Source organism: Nannocystis bainbridge, from assembly GCF_028368995.1.
Lineage (GTDB): Bacteria > Myxococcota_A > Polyangia > Nannocystales > Nannocystaceae > Nannocystis > Nannocystis bainbridge.
This window is the reverse complement of record NZ_JAQNDL010000001.1, coordinates 645,229-657,076: the sequence shown is the minus strand read 5'-3', so window position 1 is coordinate 657,076 and position 11,848 is coordinate 645,229. Positions and strand designations below refer to the sequence as shown.

Annotated in this window: 10 protein-coding genes; 6 read left to right on the top strand and 4 right to left on the bottom strand. The window is 72.2% G+C overall.

The window, feature by feature from the left end; translation table 11 throughout:
- Nucleotides 1-194: 194 nt before the first annotated feature.
- Nucleotides 195-1,445 carry a DUF2330 domain-containing protein gene (locus POL25_RS02605; RefSeq protein WP_272084190.1) on the bottom strand — a complete coding sequence of 417 codons (1,251 nt, stop codon included), beginning with the start codon at nt 1,443-1,445 and terminating at the stop codon, nt 195-197.
- Nucleotides 1,446-1,528: 83 nt separating this feature from the next.
- Between POL25_RS02605 and POL25_RS02600 the strand changes: the two genes are divergently transcribed.
- Together POL25_RS02600 and POL25_RS02595 are read left to right on the top strand one after the other, a co-directional pair.
- Nucleotides 1,529-2,422 carry a carbon-nitrogen hydrolase gene (locus POL25_RS02600; RefSeq protein WP_272084189.1) on the top strand — a complete coding sequence of 298 codons (894 nt, stop codon included), beginning with the start codon at nt 1,529-1,531 and terminating at the stop codon, nt 2,420-2,422.
- A gap of 217 nt (nt 2,423-2,639) precedes the next feature.
- Complete coding sequence (locus tag POL25_RS02595) at nt 2,640-4,397, top strand: TolB family protein (RefSeq protein WP_272084188.1); 1,758 nt, start codon at nt 2,640-2,642, stop codon at nt 4,395-4,397.
- Nucleotides 4,398-4,604: 207 nt separating this feature from the next.
- Here POL25_RS02595 and POL25_RS02590 read toward each other — a convergent pair whose 3' ends face one another.
- Together POL25_RS02590 and POL25_RS02585 are read right to left on the bottom strand one after the other, a co-directional pair.
- Nucleotides 4,605-5,381, bottom strand: a complete 777-nt coding sequence (locus POL25_RS02590) for a hypothetical protein (RefSeq protein ID WP_272084187.1) — start codon at nt 5,379-5,381, stop codon at nt 4,605-4,607.
- A 439-nt stretch (nt 5,382-5,820) separates the two neighbouring features.
- A complete protein-coding gene (locus tag POL25_RS02585) occupies nt 5,821-7,839 on the bottom strand; it encodes a hypothetical protein (RefSeq protein ID WP_272084186.1) in 2,019 nt (672 codons plus the stop codon).
- A gap of 56 nt (nt 7,840-7,895) precedes the next feature.
- Here POL25_RS02585 and POL25_RS02580 point away from each other — a divergent pair, with 56 nt between their 5' ends.
- Both POL25_RS02580 and POL25_RS02575 read left to right on the top strand, forming a co-directional pair.
- Nucleotides 7,896-8,201, top strand: a complete 306-nt coding sequence (locus tag POL25_RS02580) for a S24/S26 family peptidase (RefSeq protein ID WP_272084185.1) — start codon at nt 7,896-7,898, stop codon at nt 8,199-8,201.
- A gap of 4 nt (nt 8,202-8,205) precedes the next feature.
- Nucleotides 8,206-8,664 carry a hypothetical protein gene (locus tag POL25_RS02575; protein WP_272084184.1) on the top strand — a complete coding sequence of 153 codons (459 nt, stop codon included), beginning with the start codon at nt 8,206-8,208 and terminating at the stop codon, nt 8,662-8,664.
- Nucleotides 8,665-8,744: 80 nt separating this feature from the next.
- On the opposite strand, the gene POL25_RS02570 is transcribed toward POL25_RS02575, so the two are convergent.
- Complete coding sequence (locus POL25_RS02570; protein WP_272084183.1) at nt 8,745-9,545, bottom strand: enoyl-CoA hydratase-related protein; 801 nt, start codon at nt 9,543-9,545, stop codon at nt 8,745-8,747.
- A 59-nt stretch (nt 9,546-9,604) separates the two neighbouring features.
- On the opposite strand from POL25_RS02570, the gene POL25_RS02565 reads away from it, so the two are divergent.
- Entirely contained in the window at nt 9,605-9,976 is a 372-nt protein-coding gene (locus POL25_RS02565) for a DoxX family protein (RefSeq protein WP_272084182.1), read from the top strand.
- 434 nt (nt 9,977-10,410) lie between these two features.
- Nucleotides 10,411-11,838, top strand: coding sequence for a cytochrome P450 (locus POL25_RS02560; RefSeq protein WP_272084181.1), 1,428 nt, complete (start codon nt 10,411-10,413; stop codon nt 11,836-11,838).
- Nucleotides 11,839-11,848: the final 10 nt, after the last annotated feature.

Below are 11,848 nucleotides of genomic sequence, written 5' to 3'. Positions count from 1 at the left end.
GATCGGGCATGCGCAAAGGGGCATGTCCGTAGGGACATGCGCATTCGGCCAGTCGAGGAGCCGCGGCGCGGATCCACGAACGGGCGTCGTCGGTCGGGGGCGGAGCCGGGAGCTGGCGGAGCCACGCCAGCACGGGACGTGCCCGAAAGGACATGCTCCTTCGGGCATGCGCGGCGACCGGCTGCCCTTACAGGTCAGGCGCGGCGGGGGCGGCGGCGGATCCACGCCAGCACCGGCAGCAGCAGCAGCAGCTGGGGCAGGCGGCCGGTGCGGTCGATCTGGCAGCCCTCGCCGGCGTCGGGGTCGTAGGTGGCGGCGTGCACGTTGTCGACCGGCGGGCCGGAGGCGGCGCGCAGGGTGAGGTCGCGGACCTGCGTCGGCTTCAGGGCGGTGCGCAGGCGGGTGAGGTGGAGGCCGTCGAGCTTCGCGCGGGTCGCGAACTCGTCGAGCCACGCGCGGCTGGCGGTCTCGGGGTCGATGCGGCCGGCCCAGGTGCCCTCGTCGAAGGCCTCGCCGAGCGCGCCGGCGTAGAGCGGGTTGGAGAAGTCGATCACCCACGCGCCCTCGGGGTCGCTGGCGAGCACCGCGGCCTCGAGCGCGTCGTAGTTGGTCTCGCTCTCCGACAGCGCGACCAGCTCGTCGTCGTCGACCGCCTGGGCCGCGTAGTTGGCGGGCAGCACCGGGCCGCCGGCGAGGAAGTAGGTGGTGAGCCGCAGCTCGGCGCCGGGCTTCATCGAGTGGGTGGCGATCGCCAGCGGGACCTCGAAGGTCGCGGGCTGGGCCGGCGGCAGGTGCAGCTCGATCGGCGCCAACACCCCGCTGTCGGCCCCGGGCTTGACCTTGGCGGCGAAGAACGACCACTCGCCCGCGACGTACGGCTCGAGCGCGGCCGCGTAGTCGGCGGGCAGCGGGTAGCCGGCGTCGGCCAGCCAGTCGGCGATCGCCACGCCGGTGTCGCCGCCGATCACGACGTACTCGTAGGTGGCAGTCTCGCCGCGATCGAGGACCATGACGTCGCCGCGGTCGCCCATGGGGTCGCCGAGGCTGTTGCCACCGCCGGCCTTGTCGCTGCTGCCGCACAGGCCCATCGATTCGTCCTGGTTCTCGAACACCGCGACGCGCGGGGCGCTGAGCTCGTCGAGGGCCAGGAACAGGGCCGGGTCGCCGTCGCGGACGTCGGCCGGCGCGCTGGCGAGGGGCAGCACGAACGCGAACTCGGCCGCTTCGACGCCCTCGTAGCGGGCCGAGGCGACCAGCACCGTCTCGTCGGCGGCGAACACGACGGCGAGCTCCTGGTCGCTCATGCCGCCGACGCGGGCCTCGTGGCCGGGGAAGACCATGCCGCCGCAGGCGTTCGCGGGCGCGCTGGGGGCGAGGGTCGCGACCAGCGCGGTGAGGATGACCACGGAGGCGCGGGCGAGGGGGCCAGGGCGGTGCGAAGACATGGCCCGAGCATGCCACAAGCCGGCGCGCGCTCGCGCACGAAGTGCTGGCGCGGGGCCGCCGGAAGCCGTATAGAGGCGGCCTGATGACCACGCGCAAGGCGACCTGGACGATCGGGCTGGTGCAGCAGCAGAACACCGGTGACCGCGACCACAACCTCCGCACGACGGTGGCCGGCGTCCGCGAGGCCGCGCGCCGCGGGGCCGAGCTGGTGCTGCTGCAGGAGCTGCACGCGGGCCTCTACTTCTGCCAGACCGAGGACACGGCGGTGTTCGACCAGGCCGAGTCGATCCCGGGGCCCACGTCGAACGAGCTCGGCGCGCTCGCCAAGGAGCTCGGGATCGTCATCGTCGCGTCGCTGTTCGAGCGCCGCGCGGCCGGCCTCTATCACAACACCGCGGTCGTGCTCGAGAAGGACGGCAGCATCGCCGGCAAGTACCGCAAGATGCACATCCCCGACGACCCGGCCTACTACGAGAAGTTCTACTTCACGCCCGGCGACCTCGGCTTCAACCCGATCGAGACGTCGGTCGGCAAGCTCGGCGTGCTGGTGTGCTGGGACCAGTGGTACCCCGAAGCCGCGCGCATGATGGCGCTCGCCGGGGCCGAGCTGCTGCTGTACCCGACGGCGATCGGCTGGGACATGCGCGACGCCGAGGACGAGCGCATGCGCCAGCGCGAGGCGTGGATCACCGTGCAGCGCGGCCACGCGGTCGCCAACGGGCTGCCGGTGATCGTGGCCAACCGCGTCGGCCACGAGCCCGACCCGAGCGGCGTCAACCCCGGCCTGAATTTCTGGGGGCACAGCTTCGTCGCCGGCCCGCAGGGCGAATTCCTGGCCAAGGCCGGCGAGTCGCCCGAGGTCCTGGTGGTCGAGGTCGACCGCGGCCGCAGCGAGCAGGTGCGACGGATCTGGCCGTTCCTGCGCGACCGGCGGATCGAGGCCTACGGCGACCTCACCAAGCGCTATCGCGACTGACGGCCGCGCTGGTCGAGGGTGCGCCGCTGGACCGGGTCCAGCGGCGCATTCTCGTTGGTCCCGAGCGCGCGAGCGACCTGTCCCCCGGGACATGTGCGTATGGGGACGAGGGCGCGCCCAGGGCCGAGCGCCCCCGACCCGGCGCACGGCCGGGTTTCGTCATCTCGCAATTCGCCGCACCGGCGCGGGTACTCCAGGTGCGGACGGAGAGCACACGATGACGCGAACCTTGACCATGCTGGGCATCCTGGCCGCTGCGGCGGGCTGTCCGGGCGATACGGCGAATACCAGCGAGGCTCCGGCGACGGACGCGACCACGGAGGCGACGGCGAGCACCACGGAGGAGCCGGGCACGAGCCCGACCACGGGGGCGGAGTCGAGCACGACGGACGAAGCGAGCACGACGGGCGAGGCGCCGACCACGACCGGCACGACCGGGGAGACGCCGGACGGCGGGGCCGCGCGGGTGGTCTATGCCGACGACAACGAGGTCGGGGTCGACATGTACTTCGTCGATTGCACGGGGCCGCAGCCGGGGCCGGCGGTGCTCATCAACCACAACCTGCCGACCGGCTGGCACCTGCCGTTCCCCGGTGCGCTGTCGCCGTCGCAGCGGTGGATGCTGCTGGTCGCGGCGCATCCGCGGCTCGGGGAGGAGGCCTGGCTGGTCGACATGTCCGGGCCGGCGCCCGGCACCCCGGTGCGGGTCGAGCTGGCGGGAGAGCCCGGTTTTCAGGTCCTGGGGACGTGGTGGAGCGGGGACGAGAGCCGGCTGGCGCTGCGCCGCACCTCCCAGGACGGGGTCGGGGCCGAGGTCTACCTGTGCGACGTGGGGGCCGACGGATCGTGTGTGCCCGAGGTGTGGAACCCACCGCTGGCGGCGGGCGGCGGCATCAGCGGCTGGGGCTTCGCGTGGTCGCCGGACGACTCGCGCATCGTCTATTCCGGCGATCCGGACGGCGACGAGGTCGCGCAATTGTTCCTGGCCGGGGCGGGGCCCGGCGACGCCGGCGAGGCGATTGCGCTGACCAGCGAGGTGCCGGCGGACGAGGCGTTCATTCACGAGGCATGGTTCTCGCCGGACGGCGCCACGCTCTACTACGATTACGGCGCCGATCTCACCTCCCACGCGGGCACGCGCGCGATCGACATGACGATGAATCCGCCCGGGCCGCCGGTGGAGCTGACGGATGGTTATTACCGCGACGACATGACCGGCGGCCTGGCGTGGAAGGGCGCCGACGGCCTGGGCGACCTCTCGTTCTTCACCATCGACGGCACGAGCGCGGGGCCACTGGTGCCGCTGCACGACGCGCCCGGTCGGGTGAGCTCGAAGGACGACAGGTTCTCGCCCGACGGCCGCTTCGCCGTGTACTACGCCGATACCGAGGCGGAGGTGCGCGAGCTGTTCGCGGTCGACCTCGGCGGGCCGATGCCGTCTTCGCCGGTGAAGCTGGCCTCGGCGACGGCGGGGGGCCAGCTCCGTGGGGCCTATTTCGGGCCCGATCCGGCGCTGCTCTTCTACCTCTCGCAGGCGACGGCCGACGGCGGCGACGACCTGTGGATGGTGCGCCTCGATCAGGCGCCGGCGCCGGTGCGCGTCAACCCGCCGCTGCCCGAAGGTGGCACGATCCCGGGCTTCCTCGGGTTCGATGGCGAGGGCTCGAAGCTGCTCTACATCGGCCCGGACGAGGCGACGCCGGCCTCGCAGTTGTGGCTCGTCGACCTGGCGAACCCGGGCGCGCGGACCCAGGTGAACGCGCCGCCGGCGGCTGGCCAGAAGCTCGGGACAGGCACGCGGACCTTCAGCGCCGACGGACAGCGGGTGTTCTACTCGGTGCAGGCGGTGTCCGAGGACAATTATGTGTATCCGGGTTTCCAGGTCGATCTGGCAACGCCCGGGGGCGCCGTGCCGGTGACGGACCCGGCGCACCAGCCGTTGGACCTGCGCGTGCTGCCGCCGAGCGGCGAGTGACGTCGGCTGTCACATCGGACATGTTTGACAGGACATCTTGGAAGAGCATGTCCTCCCGGGCATGTTCGATCGGCAAGGTCGGCGCCGACTCGTCGCGCCGCGCGTCGTCAAGGCCGGGCTGGCGGGCCGGGGCGCGACCGCGTCGAAGCCGACGCGGCCGTGCGCACCCGGGGGCCGCCGTCGAGCATCAGCCAGGGGATGGACTCCTCACAGGGCCTTCGCCACCTGGACCTTGATGCACCCGCTGGCCTCGGATTTGACGAGCCCGACCGGATTATCCCAGCTCTGCGCCGACCACAGCGGCCCGCCGTTCTCGGGGAAGCCGACCAGGTTGAGCGGCGTCGTGAGCCGCGCTTTGGGCTCGCAGCCGGCGAGCTCCGCCAGCGGGGCCGGCCCCCACAGCAGCATGCGCCCGTCGACCTGGGCCGCGTCCAGCACCTTGTAGACCACGGTCAGGGTGGCCGGGGCGTCATCGGCGAGACCGAACTCGATTTGATCGATCTCGCAGGACACCAGCCCACCCACGACGGGCTCGCTGCACAACCGGTCCCGCCACTCCTCCAGCACCGCGAGCCCCTCGGGCCCGCTCACGTACTCGGGGTGCGCCTCGGTGTAGAAGTCGCGCAAGCAGGGATCGAGCTCGAGGGTGAGGGAGATCGAGGCCGTGCCCACGAACGGGTCGCTCTCCTCGCTCTCGGCCCTGACCAACTCCACGCAGATGAAGCCGAACTCGTCCTCCTCGCCGCCGGTGGTGCCGGTGGTGCCCGGCATCGTGTCGGAGGGGTCGGCGCTGGAGGCCGACGCGGTGGCGTCGGTGGCGTCGGTGGCGTCGGTGGCGTCGGTCGAGGCGGTGGCGTCAGTCGCGTCGGTCGATACGGTGGCGTCGGTTGGCCCGGTGGCGTCGGTCGACGAGCTCGAGGTGCTCGACGAAGTCGAGGAGTCGGTGTCGTTTTTGTCAGGGGTGCAGGCGGCGATCAGGGTCACGGTAAGACAACAAGTAATTCGATGCATACGGGGATGGAGAATGATCGATCGTGGCCCGGCGAGCAAGTCGAACGCGATGGGGAATTCGCTGCATCGAGGCCGCGCGGCGCTCCCGCGAAAACAGCCGCGATGGCGGCCCTCGACGGCGATGACGACCCTTGCCGTCGACCCGAAGTTTCAGGCCGAACCGCGCCGCGCCGGGGGTCGCCGCGGTGGTGAGGTCCTCCCGCGAGCAAGGGGTCGATACGAGCGACGACAGAGAAACCGCGGCGCGCATGGCGGTGTCTCGATCCATTTCGTAGCGGTCGAGCGGTCGGGTTCGCGCGGCGCAGTTCGCCTTCACGCGTCCGCCGGCGATCCTGCGGGCGCCATCACCGAGCGGCGGGCGAAGCTGTCGCTTCGGGCATGTCTCTTAGGACATGAAGAATTGTACATGGCCTCAAGGGCATGTCGAATCGAGCTGGCCCGGCAGCGGCGGCGGTCGCTCGGCGCGCAGAGCGGCCAGCTGTTCGTCGTCGAGGCCGAGCGCGCGCAGGGCGTCGTCGGGCTGCGTGAGGGCGGCGGCCAGGGTGCCGTGGTGGGCCAGGACGAGGTCGGCGAGCGCCTCCGGCACGCACTCGGGCAGCGCCAGCGCGGGCCCCAGCGGGCGCAGGTCGAGCTGCCCGAGCAGCTGCCCCCGTTCGACTTCGACGACGTGCAGCGCCTCGCGGTTGACCAGCAGCAGGCGCGCGCCGGCGCTGTCGAAGCTGGCGCCCTCGATCGCGGCCTCGGTGAACTCGAGCGCGACCTGGCCGTCGCGGCGCAGCAGGCCGCCCGGCACGAGGATCCGCCACTCCTCGCCGACCCGGGCGAGGGCGATGCCCGGGGCGACTTGATGCTCGATCTCCCCGTTCTCGTCGCGCTCGGGGCCGGTCAGCGCGACCGTCGGCACATCGTCCGCGGCCGGCTCGCGCATCTGGCTGATCATGAGCACTGCGACGCCGCGCTCGCTGTCGAGGACGGCGCCGTCGTCGGGGCTCGACGACATCCACACGAAGCGGTGATCGGGGCTGCGGGCCCACTCGTCGGGGCGGTCGCCCGAGAGGTCCTCGGCGCCCGGGGCCCCTCGCTGGCCGCGCCAGTCGGACAGCCACGCGTCCTCGGGCTCGCCCTTCTCGACGAAGATCGCCGGCAGGTGGTCCGGATAAGGGCCTTCGAGCCATGTCCCGGAGGACAGGTCGAGGGCGTAAAGGCCGTGCAGCAGCGTCGGATCCTCGGCGTCGAGCTGGCGCCCGTACTTGGCGCCGAACAGGGCCCAGTCGCCGCGCGCGCCGAGCAGCCGGGCCTCGGCCGCCGGCATGACCCAAAGGACATGTCCCGTGGGCCAGTGCACGAGCAGCAGCGCGTAGCCGAGCTGGATCAGGGCGCGGTCGCCGTCGGCGAGCACGCAGGCGCGCGGGACCTCGGGGCGCAGCGGGGCGCGGTGGTGGGTGTCGCGGTCGTCCGCTTCGCTGACCGGCGGGGCGCCGGCGAGGCGGAACCGATAGGGAGCGCCGGGGACGTGGTCCGCGTCGTCGCCGAGGTGCGGGGCGGGGCGCCAGCCGGACAGCCGCGGATCGGGGGCGCGGCCGGGGTCGTCGGACGGGCGCGCCAGCAGCTCGAGCATGGCCTCGAAGTCCTGCTGGGCCTCGGCGCAGTCGCGGTCCAGCAGGATCTTCGGGGCCCCGAGCTCGAGCAGGCGCTCGCTGCGGAGCGCGCGGGCGGCCAGCGCGGCGATCGCCTCGTTGTCGCGGCCGACCTGCACCGACCACAGCTCGCGGAACCACCGGTCCTCGTCGAGGTGCGGCGAGTGAACCAGCGGGCGCTCGCCGGGCGGCGGGATCGGCACGCTGGTGAGCACGAGGGCCGTGGCGGACAGGCCGGCGGCCGCGAGCTCGGGATCGACGGCGGTCGCCAGGCGCCGGCGGATCGCGGCCACACCTGTCTCGTAGGACATCTCGTCGTCCCAGTCGATGCCGTGGTGCTCGTGCGCGACCAACTGGCCGTCGGCGAGGAACACGGCCTCGCCGAGCAGCACGGCGCGCAGCTCATCGAAGTCGAGGCCGAGCAGGTCGGCGATGCGGGGCGCGAGCGCCGGGTGGACCAGGCCGAACGAGACCTCGAGGTGGGCGACTCGTCGGTCGCGCAGGGGCTCGTCGGTGCAGAGCACGTGGCAGCCCTCGCAGGTCTCGCCGCGGTGCTCGGGGCCGACGAGCCGGCCGCAGCCGCAGCGCAGCGACTCGATGGGGCCGAACAGCCGCGGGCACCAGGGGCCGCCCACGAGCGGGCGCTGGAGCTCGAACATCGCGCCGCTCGTGAGCGCGCCGCTCGAGCGCGCGCGCAGCTCGGCCGCGGCGTGCAGGAGCGCGAGCGGCCCGGCTCCGGGGGCAGGCGCGAAGAAAGCGTCGAGCAGGGCGCGGAGGTCGGGGGGGACCGGCACGCCGCGAAGGATACGCAGATGCGCCTGGCGGCGAAAGCGGGCATCCTCGCCGCATCATGGGCTGGGCCCGTTATCACATCGAAAAGCTGCGCGCCGGTACGACGGTCAAGTTCCGACCCCACGGGAACTCGATGACGCCGCGGATCAAGTCGGGTCAGCTGTGCACCGTCGAGCCGATCGACCTCGAAAAGCTCGAGACCGGCGACGTCGTGCTGTGCCAGATCCGCGGCGCCGACTATCTCCACATCGTCAAGGCCATCGCCAGCGACGGCCGATATCAGATCGGCAACAACCACGGCAAGATCAACGGCTGGATCGGCGGGCACGCGATCTTCGGCCGGCTGGTGGCCGTCGAGCCGTGACGCCATGTCTGTATCGACACATCCAATCATCGGCCTCGCCTTCGCGCTGACGGCCGCCTGCGGTCCGCAGAGCGACACCACCAGCGCCTCGACATCCGATACGAGCACGACGGCCGCCGGGACGACGACGACGGGCAGCAGCACCACGAGCAGCAGCACCGCCGACGCGCCGACCACGAGCACGAGCACGAGCACGACCGGGGCGCCGTCGACGACGGGCCAGGCGACCACCGAGGACGCGAACCCGTGCGGCTGCGCCGACGATGAGGTGTGCGTGCAGAGCTTCGACGGCCAGTGCGGGGTCGCTCTGCCGGCGTGCCTGCCCAACCCCGACGGGTGCGTGCCGGGCTATCCGTGCGCCGCGGCGTGCCAGCCGTTCTGCGGCGGCGATCACGTCGACGCGTGCAACAACAGCGACTGCCCGGGCGAGATCGAGGGCGCGGTGCACTGCTTCGGTTCGTGAGCCCGGCGGACCGCAGGGACATGCTCGATGGGGCATGTCCTTGAGGCCATGCCCTGGAGGACATGTCCCTTGGAAACAGCTCACTCGCCGGTGAAGCGGGGCGGGCGGCGCTCGAGCATCGCGGCGACGGCCTCGCGGTGGTCGGCGGTGGTCTGGGCCACGCCCTGGTAGGTCGCGGCCAGCTCGAGCGCGGCGTCGAGGCCGACCTCGTGGCTGCGGTAGGCGGCGCGCTTGGTCAGGCGCAGGGCCACCGGGGGCAGGGCGGCCAGCTCGGAGGCCAGGGCGCGGGCGGCGGGCAGCAGCTCGTCGGGCTCGACCACGCGGTGGACCAGGCCGATCCGCAGCGCCTCGTCGCAGTCGATCACGCGGGCGGTCAGCATGAGCTCGAGCGCGCGCGAGAAGCCGATCGTGCGGGCCAGGAAGTAGGCCCCGCCGTCGCCGGGGACCAGGCCGACCTTGACGAAGGTCGAGCCGAACTGGGCCCCGCGGGCGGCCAGTCGCAGGTCGCACATGCACGCCAGGTCGAGCCCCGCGCCGATCGCCGGGCCGTTGAGGGCGGCCACGATCGGCTTGTCGGTCAGCGCCAGGCGCCGCGAGATCCGCTGGATCCCGTCGACGTACTGGCGGCGCAGCTCGGCTGGCCCGCCGGCGAACATGCCCTCCTTGTTGAGCATGCGCTTGAGGTCGCCGCCGGCGGAGAAGGCCGGGCCGGCGCCGGTGAGGATGACGACGCGCACGGCCTCGTCGCGCTCGGCGAGGTCGATCGCGTGCACCAGGCTCTCGACCATCGCCTCGCTGTAGGCGTTGCGCGCGGCGGGGCGATCGAGGGTGACGAGGGCGGTCGCACCCTCGCGGTCGTAGCGGACGTCGGTGAGCTCCATGCGCGGGAGGGTAGCGCGCGGGCGCTGTGAGGCGCGCGGCGATCTGTCACACTGGCCGGATGTCGATCCCGAAGCGGGTGCTCCTGGGGGTGCTGGCGGCGCTGCTGATCGCGGCGGGGGTCGGGCATTTCGTGATCCCGGACCGGTTCATGGCGATCATGCCGCCGCAGTTGCCGTGGCACTACGAGCTGGTGCTGATCACCGGCGTGCTCGAGATCGCCGGCGGGCTCGGGCTGCTGGTCCCGCGCACGCGCAAGGCGGCGGCCTGGGGGGTGTTCGCGCTGTTGCTGGCGATGTGGCCGGCCAACATCCACCACGCGGTGGCGGGCGTGCAGGTCGAGGGGCTGCCGGCGTCGCAGACGGCGCTGTGGGTGCGGGTGCCGCTGCAGCTGGTGCTGCTGGCGTGGGCGTGGTGGTACACGCGCGATTGAAGGTCCTTCGCCGTGGAGGCGCGGCCTCGCGGACCGGGGACAAATTGGCGCCGACGCGTAGGCCGCGATTTTTGCTGCCGCTCGACGCGATCGGGGCGGCGCGCAGCAGTGTGGCGCCGATCACTGTCGGGGGCGTGGCAGCGCCCGGGCCAGACCGCGAGCTTCCGGCTGGGGAAAGCCCCGAACGGGCGCGGCCGGGGGCGTGTGCGCGGCGGTTCGCAGGGCCAGGACAAACGCGGGCGTAGGCGGCCGTGGCCCGGGCGACGCGCGTCGAAGCGAAGTCACCTGGCGCCGCGCACACGGCCGCGGTCGCGGACGCCGAAGCGGGCGATCTGGACCTGTGGACCGCCTGCGTCCGCGGCGTCGACGCGTGAAGTTCTCTCACAGCCGCCGCGCGGGCGTCGGCGCGGGGGCTTGCGGTAGCGTGCCCCTCGATGCTCACGGTCCCCGAACACGTGCGTCAGACGGCGACGACGTTGCTGTCGACGCTGCGCCCGCTCCCGCTCGACCTCCCCAACTTGCCGCCCATGTTGCCGGGCGGCCTGCCGTTCGTCGGCCACGCGGGCGAGCTGCGCTCGAACCCGGTGGCGATGGTCCAGCGCGGGCGCGACATGTTCGGCGACATCTTCTGCGTGCGCCTGCCGGGCACCCTCGGCGTGGTGATGACCGGCCACGCGGCGCAGGAGAAGTACTTCCGCTTCCGCGACGACGAGGTCAGCCAGCGCGAGGCGTACCAGCTGATGACGCCGGTGTTCGGCAAGGGCATCGCCTACGACGCCGAGCCGCAGATCATGAAGGAGCAGCTCGGCTTCTTCCACGGGGCGCTGCGCGAGAGCCGGCTGCGGACCTACACCGACGGCTTCATCGCCGAGTCGGAGCATTTCTTCGGCAAGTGGGGCCAGACCGGCGAGGTCAACATGCTCGAGGTCGGCAACGAGGTGACGCTCTACACGTCGACCCGCTGCCTGCTCGGCGACAAGATGCGGTTCAAGCTCAGCAAGGAGTTCTCCGAGCTGTACGCCGACCTCGAGGGCGGGATCAACGTCATCTCGTTCTTCGCCCCGTACCTGCCGCTGCCGGCCATGCGCCGGCGCGACAAGGCGCGGGTCAAGATGGTCGAGCTGATCGAGAAGATCGTCGCCGAGCGCCGCTCCGACGCGCACACCCACGAGGACATCCTGCAGACGCTGGTCGAGTCGAGCTACGCCGACGGGCGCAAGCTGACGGTCGACGAGATCACGGGGCTCATCCTGACGATCATGTTCGCCGGCCACCACACCAGCGGCGTGACGTTCTCGTGGATCGCGGTGCTGCTGGCCCAGCACCCGCACATCTTCCGCCGCCTCGTCGCCGAGCAGCGCGAGATCCTCGGCGACCGCGAGCGCATCACCTACGACGACCTGCAGAAGATGAAGCTGCTCGAGGCCACCATCAAGGAGGCCCTCCGCCTGTACCCGCCGATCATCCTGGTGATGCGTCGCGTGCTCAAGGCGTTCGAGTTCCAGGGCAAGCAGGTGCCCGAGGGCAGCATGATCATCGCCTCGCCGGCGGTCGGTCAGCGGGTGCCGGAGGTGTTCCCCGAGCCGCACCGGTTCGACCCCGACCGCTTCATGCCGGGCCGCGAGGAGGACAAGCGCTGGCCCTACGGCCACATCGCGTTCGGGGCCGGGCGCCACCGCTGCATGGGCATCGTGTTCGCCCAGCTGCAGCTGCGCGCGCTGTGGAGCCACCTGCTGCGCAACTTCGAGTTCGACCTGCTCGACCCGAGCTACCCGGTCGACTACACCAACCTGATCGTCGGCCCGCGCCCGCCGTGCCGGGTCCGCTACCGGCGGGTCGGCCAGCAGTCCGCAGGGACATGAGCGAGAGGAC

Bases quoted from the DNA above. Each gene is read 5' to 3' on its own strand.
- POL25_RS02605 (WP_272084190.1), bottom strand. From the start codon at position 1,445: ATGTCTTCGCACCGCCCTGGCCCCCTCGCCCGCGCCTCCGTGGTCATC.
- POL25_RS02600 (WP_272084189.1), top strand. From the start codon at position 1,529: ATGACCACGCGCAAGGCGACCTGGACGATCGGGCTGGTGCAGCAGCAG.
- POL25_RS02595 (WP_272084188.1), top strand. From the start codon at position 2,640: ATGACGCGAACCTTGACCATGCTGGGCATCCTGGCCGCTGCGGCGGGC.
- POL25_RS02580 (WP_272084185.1), top strand. From the start codon at position 7,896: ATGGGCTGGGCCCGTTATCACATCGAAAAGCTGCGCGCCGGTACGACG.
- POL25_RS02575 (WP_272084184.1), top strand. From the start codon at position 8,206: ATGTCTGTATCGACACATCCAATCATCGGCCTCGCCTTCGCGCTGACG.
- POL25_RS02570 (WP_272084183.1), bottom strand. From the start codon at position 9,545: ATGGAGCTCACCGACGTCCGCTACGACCGCGAGGGTGCGACCGCCCTC.
- POL25_RS02565 (WP_272084182.1), top strand. From the start codon at position 9,605: ATGTCGATCCCGAAGCGGGTGCTCCTGGGGGTGCTGGCGGCGCTGCTG.
- POL25_RS02560 (WP_272084181.1), top strand. From the start codon at position 10,411: ATGCTCACGGTCCCCGAACACGTGCGTCAGACGGCGACGACGTTGCTG.